The organism is Streptomyces sp. CBMA156 (assembly GCF_014596515.1).
Lineage (GTDB): Bacteria > Actinomycetota > Actinomycetes > Streptomycetales > Streptomycetaceae > Kitasatospora.
Window position 1 is genome coordinate 1 of sequence record NZ_MSJQ01000387.1, and the last position, 19,468, is coordinate 19,468.

The 19,468-nt window shown below is 73.0% G+C and carries 17 protein-coding genes and 1 pseudogene; 15 read left to right on the forward strand and 3 right to left on the reverse strand.

The features are described 5' to 3' along the window. From BU198_RS34275 to BU198_RS34310, 8 genes and pseudogenes are all read left to right on the forward strand, one after another. Positions 1–400, forward strand: a pseudogene (locus BU198_RS34275) (hypothetical protein); the annotation flags it as partial. After that, entirely contained in the window at positions 397–1,485 is a 1,089-nt protein-coding gene (locus BU198_RS34280; protein ID WP_188300752.1) for a helix-turn-helix transcriptional regulator, read from the forward strand. The pseudogene BU198_RS34275 and the gene BU198_RS34280, both read left to right, overlap by 4 nt. A gap of 18 nt (positions 1,486–1,503) precedes the next feature. After that, positions 1,504–2,748: a hypothetical protein gene (locus BU198_RS34285; RefSeq protein ID WP_188300753.1), complete on the forward strand. Its 1,245-nt coding sequence runs from the start codon at positions 1,504–1,506 to the stop codon at positions 2,746–2,748. Positions 2,749–2,769: 21 nt separating this feature from the next. Next, on the forward strand, positions 2,770–3,414 hold the full coding sequence (locus tag BU198_RS34290) for a hypothetical protein (RefSeq protein WP_188300754.1): 645 nt from the start codon (positions 2,770–2,772) through the stop codon (positions 3,412–3,414). Positions 3,415–3,481: 67 nt separating this feature from the next. Next, positions 3,482–3,658, forward strand: a complete 177-nt coding sequence (locus BU198_RS34295) for a hypothetical protein (protein ID WP_188300755.1) — start codon at positions 3,482–3,484, stop codon at positions 3,656–3,658. 231 nt (positions 3,659–3,889) lie between these two features. Beyond that, positions 3,890–4,264, forward strand: coding sequence for a CU044_2847 family protein (locus tag BU198_RS34300; RefSeq protein WP_188300756.1), 375 nt, complete (start codon positions 3,890–3,892; stop codon positions 4,262–4,264). 4 nt (positions 4,265–4,268) lie between these two features. Further along, the gene (locus BU198_RS34305; protein ID WP_188300757.1) at positions 4,269–6,689 is read left to right on the forward strand and encodes a serine protease; all 2,421 of its coding nucleotides are present in this window, start codon (positions 4,269–4,271) and stop codon (positions 6,687–6,689) included. 604 nt (positions 6,690–7,293) lie between these two features. Beyond that, a complete protein-coding gene (locus tag BU198_RS34310; RefSeq protein WP_188300758.1) occupies positions 7,294–8,136 on the forward strand; it encodes a helicase associated domain-containing protein in 843 nt (280 codons plus the stop codon). A 99-nt stretch (positions 8,137–8,235) separates the two neighbouring features. On the opposite strand, the gene BU198_RS34315 is transcribed toward BU198_RS34310, so the two are convergent. Beyond that, entirely contained in the window at positions 8,236–8,835 is a 600-nt protein-coding gene (locus tag BU198_RS34315; protein ID WP_188300759.1) for a 2'-5' RNA ligase family protein, read from the reverse strand. A 17-nt stretch (positions 8,836–8,852) separates the two neighbouring features. Then, entirely contained in the window at positions 8,853–10,343 is a 1,491-nt protein-coding gene (locus BU198_RS34320; protein WP_188300760.1) for an XRE family transcriptional regulator, read from the reverse strand. Between the two features lie 471 nt (positions 10,344–10,814). Between BU198_RS34320 and BU198_RS34325 the strand changes: the two genes are divergently transcribed. From BU198_RS34325 to BU198_RS34350, 6 genes are all read left to right on the forward strand, one after another. Next, positions 10,815–12,032 carry a TfuA-like protein gene (locus tag BU198_RS34325; RefSeq protein ID WP_188300761.1) on the forward strand — a complete coding sequence of 406 codons (1,218 nt, stop codon included), beginning with the start codon at positions 10,815–10,817 and terminating at the stop codon, positions 12,030–12,032. Continuing rightward, complete coding sequence (locus BU198_RS34330; protein ID WP_188300762.1) at positions 12,016–13,164, forward strand: YcaO-like family protein; 1,149 nt, start codon at positions 12,016–12,018, stop codon at positions 13,162–13,164. Before BU198_RS34325 ends, BU198_RS34330 begins: the two co-directional genes overlap by 17 nt. Next, complete coding sequence (locus tag BU198_RS34335; RefSeq protein WP_188300763.1) at positions 13,161–14,027, forward strand: class I SAM-dependent methyltransferase; 867 nt, start codon at positions 13,161–13,163, stop codon at positions 14,025–14,027. Before BU198_RS34330 ends, BU198_RS34335 begins: the two co-directional genes overlap by 4 nt. Continuing rightward, on the forward strand, positions 14,024–15,019 hold the full coding sequence (locus tag BU198_RS34340; protein WP_188300764.1) for an NAD(P)H-dependent glycerol-3-phosphate dehydrogenase: 996 nt from the start codon (positions 14,024–14,026) through the stop codon (positions 15,017–15,019). The genes BU198_RS34335 and BU198_RS34340 overlap by 4 nt, the downstream gene beginning before the upstream one ends. Before the next feature lie 76 nt (positions 15,020–15,095). Then, positions 15,096–15,440: a hypothetical protein gene (locus tag BU198_RS34345; protein WP_188300765.1), complete on the forward strand. Its 345-nt coding sequence runs from the start codon at positions 15,096–15,098 to the stop codon at positions 15,438–15,440. Beyond that, positions 15,424–16,281 carry a hypothetical protein gene (locus BU198_RS34350; protein WP_188300766.1) on the forward strand — a complete coding sequence of 286 codons (858 nt, stop codon included), beginning with the start codon at positions 15,424–15,426 and terminating at the stop codon, positions 16,279–16,281. The genes BU198_RS34345 and BU198_RS34350 overlap by 17 nt, the downstream gene beginning before the upstream one ends. Positions 16,282–16,347: 66 nt before the next feature. Here BU198_RS34350 and BU198_RS34355 read toward each other — a convergent pair whose 3' ends face one another. Then, positions 16,348–17,238, reverse strand: coding sequence for a hypothetical protein (locus tag BU198_RS34355; RefSeq protein ID WP_188300767.1), 891 nt, complete (start codon positions 17,236–17,238; stop codon positions 16,348–16,350). A gap of 169 nt (positions 17,239–17,407) precedes the next feature. Here BU198_RS34355 and BU198_RS34360 point away from each other — a divergent pair, with 169 nt between their 5' ends. Beyond that, a complete protein-coding gene (locus tag BU198_RS34360; protein ID WP_188300768.1) occupies positions 17,408–18,523 on the forward strand; it encodes a hypothetical protein in 1,116 nt (371 codons plus the stop codon). Positions 18,524–19,468 lie beyond the last annotated feature (945 nt).

The following is a 19,468-nucleotide window of genomic DNA, read 5'->3' on the forward strand; positions in this document are numbered from 1 at the left end:
GGTCCTGGCCGCCGCGGAACTTCTGCTGGCCGGCGAGGTCGCGAGCGCGCAGGCCCGGGCCGACGCGCGCACAGCCGATGCCGGCCTGGCCGTGGTCGCACTCCAGGCGAAGGCCGCGCTCACCGGGGTCGAGCGCGTGCTCGGCGCCGGCGACGTGGTCAACCGGCGCCTCACCGCGCTGGGCAAGCGTCAGGACGAGCTGGCGGAGAACCAGAAGCGTGTCGAGGCGAAACTGGACGATGCGGTCGCCAAGCTCGCCGCCCGCCGGCGGGACAGGGCCGCACTGCCCGCTTCGGCCGGGCCCGCGCCGGGCCGCGCCCCGATCCCGCCCGGCCAGAGGCCCTGGGCACTGCCGCAGCCGGCCACAAACCCCGCGTCCCGGCCGGAGCCGCGGCCATGACGGACACCTCCCCGGTGCGCGGCTGGCCGTGCCCCACGTGCGGACACCGCATTCGCCTGACCCAGCGCGAACACGGCGTGCTGATGTGCACCGTCAGCGGCGCCACCGCCCCCCGGACGGCCGAACTGCTCCGGCTGAGCCTGCCGGTCGTGGAGGCCGCCCTGCGGAGCCTGAGGGCCAAGACCGGAGCCCGCAACACCTGCCACCTCATCAGCCACTGCGTCGGCGCCGGCCTCATCCCGAAGGACGTGCCGGCGCCCGAGCCCGGCCCGGTCACGGCCCGTCAGCGCACCGTGGTCGCCATGCTGGCCGAGGGCCTGACCGCCCGGGAAGCCGCCACGGCCATCGGAGCCCTGGGCGTGGAGATCACCGAGAACCTGGTGTTCGTCGAACAGAAGGCCGTCCGCCATCATCTCCAAGTACCCACTGTCCCGGCAGCCCTCGCCCTGCTGTACCACCTCGGCGAACTGCCACGTCGGCACCCCTGCGCGCAGCCGGCCTGTGTCCGCGAGCGCCTGAAACGCGAGCAGGACCCCGACAAGGGCAGCGGCACCGCCGAGGACGTGCTGTGGGCGGCCACCGTCGCCGAAGTCGCCCGCCGGCGCCTGGAGATCCACCGGGCCCGCGACCAACTGGCCACCACCGCCGGCCTGTTCACCGACGCCCTGGCCGAACTCGACGAGGCGCAGCACCAGGCCGGCCAGGCCCTGGAGGAGGTGAAATCACTTCGGGGCAGGGCGGTGGCGAACGCGGCCGGCGTCTGGGCGGTGGCCGACGATCTCGGTGAGGTCCGCCGCCAGAGCGCCGCCGCCCTGGCCGAGGTCGCACAGCTGCGCCGGGAGACCGCCGCTGCCCGCGCCGAACTGGAGCGCAACCGCGTCGAACTCACGCTTGACCGGGCCGAGTTGGCGAAGGAGCGAGGGATGCTCGCGCGCAGCTGGCTGGAGCTGGTCGCGGCTCGCGAGCAGGCCCGAGCGGCACTGCCCGAACCCGATCCCGAAGACGCCGCCGGGCGGCCGCCGGCGCGCCTGCCGATTCCCCCCGAGGTACGGCCGTGGCACACCCGCAGCCCGTCCACTCCCTGACCGACCGAGGACACCACCATGCCCGCACCCGTGCCCCACTGCCTTGCCGATGTCCACTGCCTGCCGGTCGCCGGCCTGGCCGCCCTGGACCCCGGTACCGTCGCCGACCCCGGACAGCTGGTCTCCGATGCCTGGCTCGCCCCCGTCACCGACCTGGCCCGGAGCCTGCTCGACTCCGCCCCCGGCGAGTTCGCGACGACCTCCTACACGGCGGCCGGCCACACCACGCTCCTGCTCGCCACACCTGCCGACGGCCACCCGGCCTGGTACCTGCGCCTGCCCGACGGCACCCCCACCGACCCGAGGCCCGCCACGCGGCCCACCGCGGTCCTCCCCCTGACCGGCGCCCTGGACCTGGCCCTCTACCGCGACCGCGACGACGTCCAAGGCGACCGGCCCCAGTACCTGCGCGCCCTGAACCCCGGCCAGCTGTGCCTCCTCCACCGCGGCGCCACCGTCCGGTTCACCGGCGCCGAGGACGGCGTCCAGCTCATCCCCACCCAGCTGCCGCTCGACGACGCAGACCCGGTGCCGCTGACGCGCGAGGCCTACCGGGCCGCCGTCGAGGCCGCCCGGGCCCGCCTCGCCGACCCCGCCCCCAACGCCGCGGCCACCCCCGGGGCCTGGCCGAGCGAGATCCCCGACCTGCGTACGGCCGGCCTGTCGCAGATCCACGCCCAGGCCGGCGCCCTGCACCGCCTCGCCGCCGCGCGCGACCTGCTGACCTACCTGGCGCACACCGCCGTCATGGACCCCGAACGGTACGAGGCCTCCCGCGCCACCCTGTTCCTGGACCGTCTCGTCCTGTCCAGGGTCGACGAATGCGGCTTCGAGATCCGCCTCAACACCGACTTCCGCCCCGACGGCCAGCGGCTCCCGCACAGCCACGCCTACCCCTTCGCCGCCCGAGTTCTGGCCGGCGGCCACCTCCACACCGTCCACCTGCCTACCGACACAGGCGAGGGCCCCTTCACCTCCACCGACACGCTCCCGGCCGTCACCACCACCGAACTGCCCGGCAGCACCTACACCCTCGCCCCCACCCTCGTGCACCGCTCCGTGATGCTGCCCGGCACCACCACCCTGATGCTGCGCGGCCCCCACGCCGCCACCGACCTGATCCCGCCCGCCTCCCACTGGCCCGCGCCCGTCGACGGCGACGCACCCGTGCACTCCCGCCGCCTGACCGACACCGAACACCGCCGGCTGATCGCCGGCCTCACAGCCGCCGGCGTGATCGACCACCTGCCGACCTTCCGCTGACCATCACCAGAGACCACCACCATGCCGCAGCTGCTCACCGACCACGACCGGCCGGTCCCGTACATCACCGCCTGGACTCACGAGACCCCCAACTCCCGCTCACTCGAAGTACGCCACGCCCCCAAGGGCCCCTTCCTGCGCTACACGGACGAGGGCCCCGGAGACCGCGACTGGCGCGGCATCCTGCTCATTCGCCAGCCCCTCGCCCGCGGGAAAGGCCGACCCGACTACGAGGCGGTCCACGCCCGGCGTCAGATGCTGTGCATGCGCAACATGCTCTGCCAGGTCTGCGGACACCCCGTCGAGGAAGCCGAAGGAGCCGAGGACGGCTCGTTCCTCTTCGTACTGCCCGGCGACCGGACCATCACCGACGGCTACCGCACCACCTCGCCACCCCTGTGCGGCGACGAGTGCCGCCGGCGCTCCCTCACCCACTGCCCCCACCTGCGCCGCGCCCACACCACCGTGCGCGCCCGGTACGCGCTGCCATGGGGCGTGGCCGGCATCGTCCACGACCCCCACACCCTGGCCGAACGCTCCGAGGCCCTCGTCCACGTGCCGCACGACGACGACCTCCTGGCCCTGACGGTCGCCTACCGCTGCGTCGTCGCGCTCGCCGGCATCACCGACCTCACCACCACCCCGGACGGCCACCGACCGACCTGAGCATCCTGGCCGCCCACCCCGCCGACTTCCCGCCGCATCCTGTCCACCGACACACACCAGAAAGACCATGACCACCACCACCACTTTCGAAATCCTGAACGGCGCCGGCCCCGAAAGGGACCGGCTCGCCGACAGCCTGAACGACGCACTCCTCGCCGCAGCGCCCGCGAAGCGCCGGCAGGCCGGGGCCGGGCAGCGCTCCGGGCTCGCCCGCCGTGTGTGGCCAACCGACAGAATCCGGTGACCTTGGGTTTCGTTCAGGGTTCAGCGGCTCCCTTCCCCGTGGCTTGGAGATCGTTTCCCAGGCCGGTGTTCACGGGTGGCCCTGACCTGGCTGTCGTGCGGCTGTGCGGGCGGCCTGCCATGATGCCCCAATCATCCCTATCTGTTGGGTAGTTCACGGTTTCGCTGTGCGCCGGTGCGCGTACTACGGTGTCGCCGTTGCCGTCGTGGGGCGGCACGTGGGGAGGGCGATATGGGACAGCAATTGGCGCGGGTGCCGTTGGACGGCGGGGGTTCGGTCCTTGTCGAGGCGGAGGACCTCGCGGCGGGGCCGGTGAAGGCGGGCCGGGTCGGGGACGCGGTGCGGGAGCTTCCGGAGAGTCTGGGAACAGCCCTGGAGCCGGTGACCGGCCTGGCGTGCACGGTACTGGCGCGGCTGCGGGAGGCTGGGCCGGACGAGGTGGAGGTGGAGTTCGGGGTCGACCTCTCCGCCGCGGCCGGGGTGGTGATCACGAAGACCGCCGCCAAGTGCCATCTGACGGTGCGCGTGACCTGGCGCAAGGACGAGACCGACACCGGTGAGGCTGGGGCCGAAGGTCCCGAGGCCGACGACGAGCCGGCGGCCTGACCGGATGACGACGGGACAGGGGACCTTACGGGCCGGTGCGGGCGACCGCCTGCCAACTGCTGTTGCGCAGGTCCGTGACGGGGACGGGCTGGTGGTGGGGGCGGGCTTCCTGGTCTCCAACGGCCTGGTGGTGACGTGCGCACACGTGTTGTTGGACGGCGGTTACGGCCCCGGTTCGACGGTCATGCTGGCCTTCCCGCACGCACCCGGCGCCCCGGTGGTCACCGGCCGGGTGCTGGAGGACGCCTGGCGCGAGCCGCACGAGCAGGACGTCGCGCTGGTGCGGCTGGAGCGCGCGGTGAGGGTGGCGCCCGTGTTGCTTGGCTCCGCGACGGGCGCGCTCGGGCACCGGGTGCGCTCGTTCGGATTCCCCGTGCAGGCGCCGCCGGGCGGACACTTCGGGTTCGCCACGGCCGGCGGAGTCCTGCCCGCCGGCGACGAAGTCGGTGAGCTGCTGCAGCTGACCGGGGCTAACGACCTGACCCAGGGGTTCAGCGGCGGCCCGGTTATGGACGAAGTGACCGGTCTGGTGGTGGGGATGCTCACCGCGATCACCGCCTTCGATGGCCACCACCGGGGCCAGGGCATCGCTTACGTCACCCCCGCCTCCGTCCTGCACGAGGCGTGGTCCTGGCTGGACGAGGCGGACAAGCCGGATGAGCTGGACGTGTCGCCCTACCGGGCGCTGGAGCCGTTCACCGCCGAGCACGCACGCTGGTTCCACGGCCGCGAGGACGCTGCCGACCGGGTCCTCACGGGACTGAGGGGCGGGCGGCGGGTGGTGCTGCTCCTGGGCCCGTCAGGCTCCGGGAAGTCCTCCCTCGTCCAGGCCGGGGTCCTGCCCGCACTGGCCGCGGGGCGGCTGCCTGGCAGCGACCGCTGGCGGCAGGTGCTCACGCGGCCGGGCCCGGACTTGCCGGGCGCCCTCACCCGCGCGGGCCTGCCCGGGGGCGAGCCCGGGGACACCGGGGTGGACGCCACCGACGGTGTGGCCGATGCGCCCCCTGCTCCCCGTAGCGTGCTGGTTGTCGACCAGTTCGAGGAACTCCTCGCCCCGTCCGAAGGGCCCGCAGCCCTGGGGGCGCTGGCCCGGATCACCGCCGCGATCGGCTCCGACGCCCCGCTCAGCGTGGTCCTCGTGATGCGCGACGACTTCTACTCCCGCCTGTCCGCACTCGCCCCGGACCTGCTGGACACCGCCCAGCGGGCCAATGGTGTCCTCAACGTCCCGGCCACCCTGAGCGCGGCGGACCTCGACGCGATCGTCACCGGCCCCGCCCGCGACCTGGACACGGCCTTCGACCCGGGCCTCGCGGAGCAGATCATCGCTGACGTCCTGAAGCTGAACCCCCGAACCGACGGCGCCAGCGCGCCCGTCACCGTGCTTCCCCTGCTCGAAGTCGCCCTCACCCGACTGTGGGAGCGCCGCCTGGAGCACGACGGCCGCCTCACCCACGACGCCTACCAGCACATCGGCGCCGTCACCGGCGCCCTCACCGAGTGGTGCGAAACAGCACTGCGCGAACTCGGCCCCCGGCGACGGGACATCGCCCGCAAAATCCTCACCGCCCTGGTCCGCCCCGCCGACCCCTCCCTGAACATCCCGGCCGCGCGCCAGCAGCTCCCGATCAGCGAACTGCGCCAGCTGGCCGCCGACGACGACACCCCCGACGTGCTGCGAGCCGTGGACCAGGTCCTGGCGGTCCTCTCCCGACACCGCATCGTCACCACTCACCGGGTCCACGACGAGGCACGGCCGCAGGAAGCAGAAGGAACCGCAGTGGCCGAACTGGTCCACGACGCGCTCATCCACGACTGGGACACCCTGCGCGAATGGGTCGAGCAGGACCTGCGCTTCCACGACTGGCTCCGCCGCGCCCGCGACCAGTACAGCCGCTGGCAGAAGCACCGCGACCCCCAGGACCTGCCCACCGGCACCCTCCTCGCCGAAGGCACCGACCTCGCGAGCCACCACCCGCTGTCCACCGACCTCGACGACTTCCTCACCGCCGGACGCCAACGCCAGCAGGCCGCCGCCCGAATCAGCCGGCGTCTCAACGTGGTCCTGGCCACCGCTCTCATCCTCGCTCTCGCGCTGATTGCCTCGGGGTTCTTGTCTTGGCAGCGGCAGGCGGCGCTTACTTCCACACAGGCCGCGCTGCTCGCCGCACAGTCCTACCGCCTCGCTTCCCAGTCCGCTTCCCTGATGGACACCGACCCCGATCTCGCTGCCCTCCTCGCGGTCGCCGCCTACCGCATCAGCCCCACAGCGGAGGCCGCCGCCGCCCTCCGCAATGGTGCGCGCATCGACGCCACACCGGATGCCGCGATTAGCGCGATCTGTAAGGCCGTCGCCCGCGACCTCACAATCGAGGAGAAATACAAATACCTAACCGTGTCCTTCGAGCCGGTCTGCCGCCCATGAACCGTCCGCCCGACGACAGCCCACCCACGCGCCCCACCTCCGGCCACCCGCCGGAGCTGATCATCCGGTCCCCCGCTCCCGCAGAGCACCAAGCACTGCAACACACCCCACCTTCCGAACCCGGCCTGACCAGCCGCACGCCACCGGCCGACACAACCAGGAGGGTCGGCGCTGACGCATGCTCGGGCAGCAAATAGCTGGTCAAGCCGCCAAACTGTCGGATCGGCCAGCTGCATTGGGTCGGATGACCTGTGTTCCCGGTGGTGGCCCGGTGAGCGCCGTCACCGGTGTGGCTTTGTTCACGACTCGTGAAGTCAGATGTTCGCGGGTTTGGGAGGCGCTCGCAGACCGGACGACTCGATGTTCACGAGAACGGGAGTCACCCGTCGGCGCTCGGCAACGGCGCGGTGGTGGCTGCCACATGCGCCCGTGGCCAGCGCTTTTGTCCTGTGCCCCGAGCGGGCGGTAGTCGGCGTCCTACCGGTTACCGGCGAGGTGCTGCCGGTTCTCGTGAGCATCCGGTTCAGGTGCTGCCTCCCGAACTGCTGTCGAAACGCTGCTCTGCGACGTGAACAGAGCCACCGGTGCGGCCGTCCCGCCGCCGATGTGGCCCCAGCAGGTCCAGGCCGTCGATGCGGCGTGCGCGACTCTGGCCGAGCACGATGCCGCCTCCTTGGTGATCACCTGCGGAGGCGGGAAGACCCGGGTCGGCGCCGAGACCGCCGTTCGCATTATCGAACTCATCGAGGACCTGACCGCCAACCGCGCCGAGTTCGGCCACACCGACGTTCCGTTCGACTACGTCAACCCGGCCGGACGGCCCCTCGGCAAACACGTCAGCTACCGCCGCAAGCGCTACGACCAGCTCCCGGCCGAACGGCAGAAGCAGTTGGCCTCGCTCGGATTCGTCACCTGTGTCAAAGACGCGGCCTGGGATACGTTCATCGCCGACCTCACCGTCTACCGAACGGAGTTCGGGCACCTCGACGTGCCCACCAACTACGTCAACGCCGCCGGGCGCCGTCTCGGCCAGAAGGCAGCCAGGCACCGCGGGAACCAGTGGGACACAATCCCCGAGAAGCGGCAGAAGCTGCTGACCACGCTGGGATTCGCACACACACAGGTCGAGGCGCGGTGGTCCCGCCTGGCAGCCGCCTGGGCCGCCTACACCAAGGAGACCGGCACCAGCGAGGTACCCGACCGTCATGTCACCGTCGACGGCCTGGCGCTGGGCTGCTGGCGGCAGCGGCAGCTGGAGCGCCTTCGCGCAGGAAAGCTACCGTCCCACCTGACACCCGACCGCCTGCGCTCACCCCGGAGCCCGCCGCGCCCAACCCGGCAGGCGGGCCGGCGCGGGACACAGCAGAGGCCCCCTGACCCCGCCTGTAGACGAACCACAGCCCCCGAACCGGCCACCCAAGCCGCAGCGGCAGTTCTTGCCGACTGACACCGGTGACGCAGGCGACAGGGCCGTGCCCGGAGCCTGCTGCGGGCGCGGCCCTGTGTGACGAGCAGGTTCTCCGGCCTGGACCGGGCCTGGTGTTGCTCAGCCGAGTGGTACGCGGGCGGCGGTCTGCCACTCGTACATCTGCCGGTCACGGCCCAGGACGATGAGTTCGGCCGCGGTGACGCGGGCGGTGGCCGGGTAGGTGGTGACGTCGGCGAGGGCGCCGGCAGCCGGTTGGGTCGGGCCGTCGGTGTTGGAGTAGGCCACCGAGACGTGGGGCCGGAAGCCGTCGGCGGCCTCGGGGACCTCGGGCCACATGTCGGTGATGGCCGCGCGGATCGCGGCGCGGACGGCGTGGACGGGCTCGGGCGGGTCGACGGTGAGGAGCAGGGCCTCGGAGGTGACGATCGCCGGGCCCAGCGCGAGGTCGAACGCGGGGACCTTCGCGAGGTGGTGGGCGGCCGCGTCGGTGATCGCCCACGCGTCGGTCTCGCTCACCGCGGTGGTGGAGCCGAGGCCCTGCATGGTGAGGTGCAGCCAGCGGTCGGGGACCAGGTCGAGGCCGGGGACGTCGGCCAGGGCGTGGCGGTAGTCGGCGGCCAGGCGGTGGACGTCGTCGGCGCCGTCGAAGGTCAGGTGCCAGGTGTACCAGCGGGTGCCCGGTTGCCAACTCGGCCGCCACCACCAGTGATTGGCCATGCGCGCAGGAGTGTGTGTCATGGGCCGATCCAATCACCGTCCGGGCCGGCGGGGGAGAGTGCCAGTTTGGCCTCGCGGACGGCGGTCTCGACGACGGCCTGCAGGCGGCGTCCGGCGGTACTGTTGCCCATCGGCGTGCCGGCGGCGTCCCGGGCGAGGTCGCGCAGGCGCCGTCGGACGGGTGCGGTGCGGTGTTCGGCGGGCAGTGCGAGGACGGGGGAGAGCGCGTCGAGGACGCCTTCGGGCTCGCCGGCGAGCAGGTGCGCTCCGGCGCGGGTGATGTGGAGCTGGGCGATGGTGCCCAGCGGCCGAACCTCCTGGCGCTGGAGCGCGGCGAGGCCTCGGTCGGCATGGGTGAGCGCCCGGGACGGGTCGTCGCCACGCAGGCAGACGGCTGCTCCGTAGTTGGCCAGCCGTCCGTCCGGGCACGCGAACAGTCCGCCGACCTGGTCGTGGACGGTGCCGGCGAGATCGAGTCCGGCGGCCTCCTCGGCTCGTCCGAAGGCCGCCTGCGCCTCGGCTCGCGCGCCGACCTCCGCCCACGCGTCCGCGACCTGGCAGTGGAGCAGCACGGTGACCGTGCCGGGGGCCCGGAGGGCGGCGCCGTGCTCGGCGTGCTGGATCGCCGCACGGAACTCGCCGGCCCAGAACGCGAGTTTGCTGCGGGTGGCGGCGACCCAGGCCTGAAGACCCGGGTCGCCGGCCATCTCGGCGGCCACCATGGCGGCTCGGATGTGCGTCGCGGCCTGCCGCTTGTGCCCGAGGTCGCTCGTCATCCAGGCCATCATCGCGGCCAGGTACCCCGCCGTCGTGAACAGCCGTTGACGGTGTTCCAGGTGCTGGTGCCCGTACAGCAGGTCCCACACCCGCACGGCTGCCCAGTGGGTGTCGCCGAAGACGCCCAGCGGGTCCTCGGCCATCAGGTAGTCGGCGGCGAAGCCGCGGGCGTCGGCGGCGTACTGCTCCACCGAGACGGGGCCGCAGTTGGGGACCTCGGCCCACTGCGTCCACTGTGCCGACTCGTCGGCTGCGGTACGGATGAGGTCGGCACCGGTGAGCGGCACGTCGGGCACCGGGGGGACGGGCACCACCAGGGCCGCGGCCGGATCGCCGGCGCCCTGATGCCGCAGCACGCGCAGATCGGACTCGGGCAGGGCCCGGCGGTCTTCCAGATCCAGCAGGTCCTCCAGGCAGGCGCCGTAGAGTTCGGCGAGGACGGTGAGCACCCGTAGGGTGACCCGTCGCCCCGCCGCGGCCGGCCACCTCTCCCATTTGCCGAGAAGGGAGGCGTCGGTCGCGGGCCCGGCGGCCCCGACGGCGTTGTTGACCCGGTCGGCCGCTTCCTGGAGCGTCCAGCCGTGCGCGTGGCGCCAGGCTTCCCGTGGACGGCAGCCGAAGCGGGCACGCATCTCGGCGGCGATCGTCGCGATCGGGGCGCCGACGGTGAGCAGTTCGGTCCGGAGCGAGTCCCGGTCGGCCTTGCAGCCGGGCTTGGGGCGTGGAGGCATGGAGGCTCCCGGGTGGGGTGCGGTGAGCAGCCTGACAACCTCACCGTAGCGACCCGACTACGCCACGCGGGTCACACTCCGCGAATCCGACGTGACGAACCGTCCCTTTTTCGGGCCCGTCTCGAAACACCCCGCAGGTCAGCACGGTTGACGCCGGTCCAGAAAAGGTGGTCACCGCTGCCCGTGACGGAAGCGGGGCGCGAGCGGGACCGTAGTACCACCGCCGTTCACTGCCCGTCCGCTCACGGACGGGCAGGGACGCGAACCGAAGGAGCGCACCGTGCAGTCGAAGTCCGCCGCCATCGCCATCGCCGCGAGCACCGACCCGGAGGAGAACCCGCAGGTCCTGGAGGACCTGGTGCTCGCCGAGGACGTCGAGCAGGAGTGGTAGTCACCGCCGCGTCCTGAACCGGGGTGTCGTCCCGCAGCCCGTGTCTGCGGGGCGACATCCTTCTTCTCCTGGGGGATCTGATGATTCATCTGTACGTCGGGCCGACGCTCGGCCCGTCCGAGTCCCTGCTGCACCACCCGCGCGTCCGGACGCACCCGCCGGCACGGCACGGCGACCTGTTCACTGACTCGATCGCCGACGGCGACCGGATCGTGTTGATCGACGGGGTCTTCCACCAGAGCCCGGCCCTGCGCCACAAGGAGATCCTGGCCGCGCTGGGGCGCGGCATCGCGGTGTTCGGCGCGGCCAGCATCGGGGCTCTGCGCGCCGCCGAGCTGGCCCCGTACGGGATGGTCGGTGTCGGCGCCGTCTACGGCGCCTACGCGCGCGGTGAGATCACCGGCGACGACGAGGTCGCCGTCGGGCAGGCCCCTGACGGGCCGCGGCAGGCGCTGACCGTTCCGCTGGTCAATCTCCGGCACATGCTGGAGCTGGCCCGCGGCGAGGGCGTCGTGGACCAGACCCTCGCCGAGGACCTGCTGGAGCGTTTCCGGGCGGTGTACTACCCGCAGCGCACCGCGGCGGCGGTCCGCGCGATGTGCCGTCGGGCCGACGCGGTGCACTTCCTCGACTGGCTCACGGGCCGGCGCGCCGCCGACCCGCACTTCGGGGACCTCAAGCGGGCCGATGCCCTGGCCGCCGTCCACCGGGCCCTGGACGACGCCCCGGTTCCCGCGGCACCGGCGGTGGCGGAAAACTCCTACTTCCGGCAGTGGGCCAACGCCCACGCCCGGCAGCGGGTCGACGGCCTCGACCTGCTGACGCTCGACCGGGTCGCCTACCAGCAGGTCTTCGACCCCCGCTTCCCCACCCGCTGGCACGCCTTCCTTCAGGAGCACTCCCGGCGTGCGCCCGGCGACGGCCGGCCCCTGGACGAGCGGCTCGCCGAAGCCGGCGGCCTGCCCGCACACCGGGTGTTCCGCCCGCCGGTGGACCTGCGCGACGGGCGGGTGGTGGCCCGGCTGCTGGCCGGGGAGACCCTGGCCGACCGGCTCGCGGTCGCCCGCTACGCCGCGGCCCGGGACGCCGCCCGCGCGCGGCCGGGGTTCTCGGTCCAGGCGGTGCGGGCCGGCCTCGTCCGCGTTCTGCTGACACAGGCCTGGCGGGTGGACGAGGGCCGGCTGGACGAGGAGGCGTCCGCCCGCGGGCTGGGGTCGGCGGTGCGGGCGGTGGACGCGGCAAGGGCCCTGGTGCCCGGCTACTTCGACGAGTGCAAGGAGCATGCCCGTGCGCGATGACCAGCTGGTCGAGCTGCCCGGCACGGTCCGGGCCCGGCCCCCGGAAGAGACCTGGGAGGCGCTGCGCGGGGCCCTGCCGGCCTACGGGATCACCCGCGTGGCGCGGCTGACGGACCTGGACGTGATCGGTCTGCCGACCTGGACGGCGATCCGGCCCGCCTCGCTGACCCTGAGCGCCTCGCAGGGCAAGGGGCTGACCGACGACCTGGCCAAGCTGTCCGCGGTGATGGAGGCGATCGAGCTGTGGCACGTCGAACAGCCCCTGCCCGTGCCGGTGCGCGGCCGGGCCGTGGACGTCGCCCCCCACTGCCCCGTGGGGGCGCTGCCGCTCAACGGCCCGGTCGACGAGGCGGCGCTCGCCCGGGTGGTGTGGGACTGGACACCGGCGACGGGACTGGTGCGCGGCACCACCATGCTGCTGCCGGTGGACCTGGTGCGCCGCCGTACGCAGCGCGGTGACTGGAGCCCGGACCTGCTGCGGGCGACCAGCACGGGGCTGGCCTGCGGAAACAGCCGCGAGGAAGCGGTGTTGCACGGCCTGTACGAGATGGTCGAACGCGACGTGCTGCACCGCGACATCCAGGCCGGCGGCCGGCTGCGGACCTGGATCGATCCGGGCACCGTCGACGATCCGGCGGGACGCGAGGTGGTCGAACGCGTCGTGCGGGCGGGCATGGAGCTGGAACTGGCCCTGGCGGAAGGCCCGTACGGGCTGCCGGTGTGCCTGGCCCACCTGTGGTCGGAGGACCTGCCGGCGGTCTTCGCCGGGGCCGGCTGTCACCACAGCCCGGGCATCGCCCTCACGCGCGCGGTGACGGAGGCCGCCCAGTCGCGCCTGACCCTGATCGCCGGGACCCGCGACGACCTGCCCGGCGAACTCGCACCGACCGGTGCGGCCCCCGCCCGGCCCGCGCGCCCCACACCGACCCCCTGGCAGCGGGCCGTCCAGGGCTTCGCGCCCGCCACCGGGTCTTTCGCCCAGCGGGTACGCACCACCGCGGCGGCCGTCGAACGGGTCACCGGGCACGAGCCGGCCGCGATCACCCTGTCCTCGCCGGACGGCCTCGTGCCCGCGGTGCACGTCGTGTGCCCGGGCACCGGCTCCCGGATAACCAGGACGATGCCCCGATGACCCCCGCACCGCACGCCGCCCCCGGCCGCGCCGCTCACGAGACCCGGCTCGCCGGCCGGTTCGACGCCTTCCACGCGGCCCGCTCCCGCTCCTCGATCACCGCCGACCTCTACGCCCAGGCCCTCGGCGAGGACTACCCCGAACAGGTCGGGGCCTGCGGCTCGTGCGACTGGGCCCTGCTGGGGCTGCTGGTGACCCGGCTGCGAATTCGGCCCCGCCAGGTCCTGGTGGACGCCGGGTGCGGCACCGGCGGCATCGGCCTGTGGCTGGCCCGAGCCCTGGACACCGACCTCGTCGGCCTCGACCTGTCCCCCGTCGCCGTACACCAGGCCACCGCCCGCGCGCCGCACTTCGGCCTGACGCAGCCCCGCGTGTCCTTCACGGCCGCATCCCTGGAGGACACCGGTCTGCCGGACCGACACGCGCACGCCGTGGTGTGCCTGGACGCCGCCGGCTTCGCCGCCGACCCCGCGGCCGCCCTGCGTGAGCTGGCCCGCGTCCTGGCCCCCGGCGGCCGCCTGGCCCTGACCCGCGCCACCCGCCGCACCGCCGACCCCGCCTGGGCCCAGGAGGCCCACGCCGCAGGGCTGATGCTGGAGCACGTGGACGAGCGACCCCACGAGCCCGCCATGTGGGACCGGCTCTACGGCCTGTGGAACGCCCACCGAGCCGAGCTGGAACACGAGCTCGGCCAGGAGCAGGCCGCCAGCATGCTCGCCGAAGCCCACCGCCGCCGCCCCACGATGCCCGACCGCCGCGCGGTCCTGCTCACCCTGCACCGCCCCCCGGACCCGCCCGGCCCGCCGCACGTTCCCGCTACGATCCGGGAAGGCCTGGAGACCCCCGAGAGGAACCGGACATGAGCCCCGCACACCCCGCCGTCCGCGCGGCCGTCCTCTCGGCCGGATCGTGGGGAACCGCCGCGGCGAAGATCCTCGCCGACGCGGGCACCGGCGTCACCCTGCACGCCCGCCGCCCGGAGATCGCCGACACCATCAACACCACCGGCCGCAACCCCCACTACTTCCCGGACGTCGAACTGCCCGCCACGATCAAGGCCACCACCGACCCCGCAGCCGCCCTGGACGGCGCCGACTTCCTCGTGCTGTCCATCCCCGCCCAGACCCTGCGCGCCAACCTCACCACCTGGGCCCCCCTCATCCCCCCGCGCACGCTGGTGGTCTCGCTGATGAAGGGCATCGAACGGGACACCGGGCTGCGGGCCAGCGAGGTCATCGCCCAGACCACCGGCATCCCACCACAGCGCATCGCAGTCCTGTCCGGCCCCAACCTCGCCCGCGAGATCGTCACCGAACAGCCGGCCGCCGCCACGATCGCCTGCCCCGACGCCGACGCCGCCCGCCGCTTCCAAACCGCCTGCCGCACCCCCTACTTCCGCCCCTACACCAGCACCGACGTCATCGGCTGCGAACTCGGCGGCGTCCTGAAGAACGTCACCGCCCTGGCCGTCGGCCTCGCCGCCGGCCAGGGGATGGGCGCCAACGCCCTCGCGCTGCTCACCACCCGGGGCCTGGCCGAGGCAGCTCGGCTGGCCACCGCACTCGGTGCCGACCCCGCGACCCTGCTCGGGCTGGCCGGCCTCGGCGACCTGGTCGCCACGTGCTCCTCCCCACTCTCCCGCAACCGGACCTTCGGCCATCACCTCGGCACCGGACTGAGCATCGACGAGGCAGCCGCCGCCACCCGCCAGACCACCGAGGGCGTCAAGAGCGCCGACGCCATCGTTGCCCTCGCCCGCGCCCACGGCATCGAGATGCCCATCACCGAGACCGTCGCCGCGCTGCTGCGCGGGGCGCTCACCCTGGACGAGGCAGCCACCGCGCTCATGAAGTAGCCCGTGAGACCCGAGCGCTGAGCGCCCGTACCCGCAGGCCCCACCACCTCCCTTCCGCTCCGGAGGTCGATCCGTCATGCCCTCATCGCTCGCCGAACTCCTGACCCTCGCCCTGGTGCTCTGGATGGGCGTCGGCTTCACCCGCCGCCCCGGCCGCTGGTTCCGCTGGAAGCTCTTCTCCCACGCCACCTTCAGCATCCTCACCCTCACCGGCACCAGGGACGGCCGCACCGAGCCGGTCAACCCGTACGCGGAACTGTCACCCGGCAGCCTCATGCTGCCGCCCCCCGTACTCCAGGCCATCCTCAGCCACTACGTGCGCACCGGCCGCTACGACCGGATCGACGGCCACGGACGCGTCCTGTCCGCCCGAGGCGAGCAGCGGATCGAGGTGCGCGACACCCGTGTCGTGGTTCTTTGACGCCGTCACCTCCGGGTTCCAGTACCCCACCGACCCCTCCCGCCTCCAGCTGTTCAGGATCGCCTTCGGAGCCGTCCTCACCTTCCGCTTCGCCGCCGCCTTCACCAGCGGAGGCTGGAACCGCTTCACCCCGGGCCAGGTCCAAGCCGCGTTCGCGCGCAGGCGCCACGGCGGCACCCGGGCCCGCATCCTGTTCACCGTCTACCGGCCGATGCTCATCCTGCGGGCCCTGGCCGCGCCGGCGCTGGCCCTGGGCCTCGCGCCCCGTCTCACCCTGGCGATCGTGCTGGCCGGCGCCGCCATGGAGTTCGCCTACCTCAGAAGCCCGAGCGCCGTGCGCTACATCATCCTCACCGGCACGAGCCTCCTGCTCGCCGGAGACCTCGGCCACGGGCTCACCCTCACGCACGCCCCCAGCCACGCCAACACCTGGGCACAGTGCCTGCTCGTCCTGGTCACCACGGACATCTACCTCAACTCGGCCTGGCACAAGATCCGCTCCAGCCAGTTCCGCAGCGGCCTCTACCTCGCGCAGTTCATCCACACCTACGCCCAGGTCAAGAACGACCTCCGCCACCGCCGCCAGTTCGCCATCCCCCGGCTCGCCCAGCAGCACCTCGGCAACCTGACCACCCGCGACATCCAGACCTGGCGCGCGCTGTCCATCATGGTCATCGCGGTCGAACTCGCGCTACCCATCGGCCTGATCCTCCCCCCAACCAGGCCCTACGCCGTAGCCGCAGGCATCGCCATGCACGCGGCCTTCTCCTGCCTCAAACCCGTCCAGCTCGTCACCTTCTCCGGACTGGGCACCGCTAGCTACCTTGCCTTCGCCCCCTGACGCCTGGCTGATTCGGACGGCCAGCAGACGATGGACAGCATCGGCCCCCGCGCCCTCGACCAACCCTTAGCGGACGGACAACAATTCGCTCAGCGTCGACTTCGCTATGCCCAGCTCCACTCGCGCAGCCGCCTGCGAACCATGACGCTCCACGAGGACCTGGGCCACGATGCCGCGCTGCGCCCGCACGTCCGCCCCGACGGTGGAGCGCAGCAGCTCGGTGACGGTCGCGGCCGCCCGGACCCCGGCCAGCGCGTGCACGGTGCGGGCCTCCGCGGGGAGGGCCAGCGCGGCGACCATCCGGCGGGCGTGCCGGGCGGCGAGGAGCACCGGGGGAAGGTCCTCCTCCGGGAGGTACTGCTGCTGGTAGACGAGCCGGGCGGCCTCCAACTCGCTGAGCTCGCTCAACTCGATGGCGCTGTCGATGTGCACGTAGCGCCCGCAGCGGGTCACCAGCAACCGCCGGCCGCCCGCAGTGGGGATGCGCCTGGCCTCGAAGAGGTCGACGACCAGGGCCTCCGTCCAGGTGTGGTGAGGGCTGGTGATGACCTGGAGGTGCTGGCCGCCGATCGCCCCGCGCAGGCGCCAGTGGTCGGCGGCCGTCAGGATGTCGTCGAAGGAGTCGCCGGCGGCGAGACGCTCGTGCAGCGCCTCGGCGTCGATCGCGACCAGGCCCGCGCGTCGCCGGCCCGGTTCGCGCGGGCCCAGGGACCAGCCCCAGCGGTTGAGCCGAAAGCAGGTGAGGGCAGCCTGGTCCGCGGGCGTCTGCGCGAGCCGCTGAAGATCGGCGGAGGTGAGGGAGAGTCGCACGGGCACGTCCTGCCGGTCGCGGTCGGCGAGGATGACGCGGGCCTGGACGGAGGAACGAAGGCCGTAGCCGGACGTGCTGCCGGCGAGCGCAGCGATGCGCTCCGCTGCCCGCTGGACGGTGAGCTCCCGGTCGGCGTTGAGCCTCATGAGGCCTCCATGTCTGACGGGTGCCTCGCCCTCCAACGCAGAAGCCGTCAGAGCAAGCGTTTTTGCAGGTCAACGCTCCGGGATCTTCCGAAAGCCGAAGAGCGGGCAGACGTGACGAAAACGGCTGAATGGCGTTGAGAGGGATGAGTCATCACGGGAAGGGACAAGTATGGGCAAGAAGGCGCAGCGGAAGCGGTCGGTCAAGGCCGTCAAGGAATTCAAGCATGTGTGGTCGCCGGCGCCGTCGGTCGCAGCCGCCGTCGACGCAGTGGCGGCGCAGGTGCGGGCCGCGGCCATGACCAAGGGCTGGGCGGCGCTGGGCACCCCCTGGGACAGCTTCACCAAGAGGTACCCGACGGTGGCTGACGCGATTGCCGCCGCCGAGGACACCGGTGCCCTGACGTGCTTCGCCGTCGACGACTGGGGCGAGTACGAGCGGGGAGTCCGCAGGGGCCCGGATGGCTGGTCGTACGAGGTGACGCTGTACCCGTGCGCGCAGCTGCGGGACCTGGTGAAGACATGCTGGCTCAGCGCGGACGACCGGGACCAGGCGGTGGAACAGCTGCGGCGGGCTCTGGAGGGGTACGTGCCCGCGGCACTCCGGCGGCCGGAGATCGAGGTCGTGCACCGGCCGTCAACCACGGTGATGCCGAGGATCGGCTGGACGCAGCGCCTGCCCGTAACCGGCCTGGAGACCTGGGAGGACGTGCACCTGGCGGAGAAGGACCTGCCCCTGCACGACCTCGCGACGGCTGCCGCGGGCGACCTTGACGGTCAGCGGTACACCTCGACGGTGCTGGCGCGGACCGTCGCGCTGTTCCGCTCGCACGGCCTGTCGGCGCAGGCCTGCGCCGGATGCGGCATGGCGGTCACCGACCGCCACCCGCACTGGCCCGGCGTCTGGACGGCCGTGGATCGCGAGTTCGGTCCGACCTGCGACCGGTCCCGGCTCGCCCGCACCGAGTCCGAGCAGCGGGTCGGGCACGTGGTCGAGGAGGCCGATGCCCGGCCCGCCCAGGCGCTGACGGGTCAGGAGCCGACGGTCGTCTGCCGGAACTGCGGGGCGCAGGTGAGTGATCAGCACCCCGACTGGCCGGGCACGTGGGCCGGGGCCGGCAGGCACAGCGACCCGGTCTGCGCCGTGGCCGGCTCGATGGGAGGTGACGACGCCGGAGAGTACGACCTGCTCGACTGCGTCTACCCGCACGTTCCCGAAGGCGCGGACAGTCCGGCTGCCGCCGCGATCGCCGCCGCGAGACAGGCCCGCTACTTCCTGCAGCACTGACCACGCGCACCCTCGGCGGCCCAGACTCGAAAGCTGCGGTCCGGCAGCCGGCCGGCTGCGAGTGGGTGTGTAATCCAGACCGTCCGTCCGTGATGGTCAGGAGTGCGGCGGAGCACCCGGGCGGGGCAGGGCCCACGGGCCGTCCCGCGTCCGGAGGCGTCCGCGGCCAACGCCGGATCAGAGCCGATGCCGTGCGGGCTCCTCGGCCCGTACGATCCGCTGCAACGAACACCCATCCGTACAGCGCCCGCCAGTACGACCGCGGGCGCCACAACGCGCAGGAAGGCTTCATGGGCGGCAAGAGGAAGGCCGGGCAGCGGCGCAGCGGCAACCCCTCCCTGTGCGACGGCGCCCCAGGTGCGGTCACGGTGCCGCGCCAGGCCGTCGAGGCGGGCATCGCCCTCCTGGGCCACGGACGGGTCGACGTCAACCTCGGCACTGGAGTGTCCCTCCCCGGCGTCATGTTCGACTTCGCGAAGGGGTTCCCCCGGGAACGGGAACGCGACGTGCGCGACGGGTGGGGCTACAGCATCGAACTGCCGGCCGTCCTCGACCTCCTGGACCTGGTCAGGGACGGACGGGCCGACCCCGCGCAGGCACGGGAACTGCTGCTGCGCGGGGTCGGTCCGCGAGCTGTACGTCCCCTTCGAGGCTTACACCTTCGAGAACGAGGGCGACCTGGAGGCCCGCTGCCAGCAGGACCACCGCGACTGCCCCGTCTGCCGAGCGCACCGCGACTGGTTCGAGGGCGAGCTCGACGCCGCGGACGACCTGTGGGCCCGATACTCGAAGCCGGAGGCGTACCCCTTCATTGCCAGCCGCAGCGGCCTGCACGAAGTGACCTGTTCGGTCGTCCGGCGCGAGATGCCGCAGGCCTACGCCCGCCCGGCCGGGGACACCTACACCACCGAACTACGCCGGTACGCGCACTCGGTCGACCCTCAC

Bases quoted from the DNA above. Each gene is read 5' to 3' on its own strand.
- BU198_RS34285 (WP_188300753.1), top strand. From the start codon at position 1,504: ATGCCCGCACCCGTGCCCCACTGCCTTGCCGATGTCCACTGCCTGCCG.
- BU198_RS34340 (WP_188300764.1), top strand. From the start codon at position 14,024: ATGAGCCCCGCACACCCCGCCGTCCGCGCGGCCGTCCTCTCGGCCGGA.
- BU198_RS34295 (WP_188300755.1), top strand. From the start codon at position 3,482: ATGACCACCACCACCACTTTCGAAATCCTGAACGGCGCCGGCCCCGAA.
- BU198_RS34305 (WP_188300757.1), top strand. From the start codon at position 4,269: ATGACGACGGGACAGGGGACCTTACGGGCCGGTGCGGGCGACCGCCTG.
- BU198_RS34300 (WP_188300756.1), top strand. From the start codon at position 3,890: ATGGGACAGCAATTGGCGCGGGTGCCGTTGGACGGCGGGGGTTCGGTC.
- BU198_RS34280 (WP_188300752.1), top strand. From the start codon at position 397: ATGACGGACACCTCCCCGGTGCGCGGCTGGCCGTGCCCCACGTGCGGA.
- BU198_RS34345 (WP_188300765.1), top strand. From the start codon at position 15,096: ATGCCCTCATCGCTCGCCGAACTCCTGACCCTCGCCCTGGTGCTCTGG.
- BU198_RS34290 (WP_188300754.1), top strand. From the start codon at position 2,770: ATGCCGCAGCTGCTCACCGACCACGACCGGCCGGTCCCGTACATCACC.
- BU198_RS34330 (WP_188300762.1), top strand. From the start codon at position 12,016: ATGCCCGTGCGCGATGACCAGCTGGTCGAGCTGCCCGGCACGGTCCGG.
- BU198_RS34360 (WP_188300768.1), top strand. From the start codon at position 17,408: ATGGGCAAGAAGGCGCAGCGGAAGCGGTCGGTCAAGGCCGTCAAGGAA.
- BU198_RS34315 (WP_188300759.1), bottom strand. From the start codon at position 8,835: ATGGCCAATCACTGGTGGTGGCGGCCGAGTTGGCAACCGGGCACCCGC.
- BU198_RS34355 (WP_188300767.1), bottom strand. From the start codon at position 17,238: ATGAGGCTCAACGCCGACCGGGAGCTCACCGTCCAGCGGGCAGCGGAG.
- BU198_RS34335 (WP_188300763.1), top strand. From the start codon at position 13,161: ATGACCCCCGCACCGCACGCCGCCCCCGGCCGCGCCGCTCACGAGACC.
- BU198_RS34310 (WP_188300758.1), top strand. From the start codon at position 7,294: ATGTGGCCCCAGCAGGTCCAGGCCGTCGATGCGGCGTGCGCGACTCTG.
- BU198_RS34320 (WP_188300760.1), bottom strand. From the start codon at position 10,343: ATGCCTCCACGCCCCAAGCCCGGCTGCAAGGCCGACCGGGACTCGCTC.
- BU198_RS34325 (WP_188300761.1), top strand. From the start codon at position 10,815: ATGATTCATCTGTACGTCGGGCCGACGCTCGGCCCGTCCGAGTCCCTG.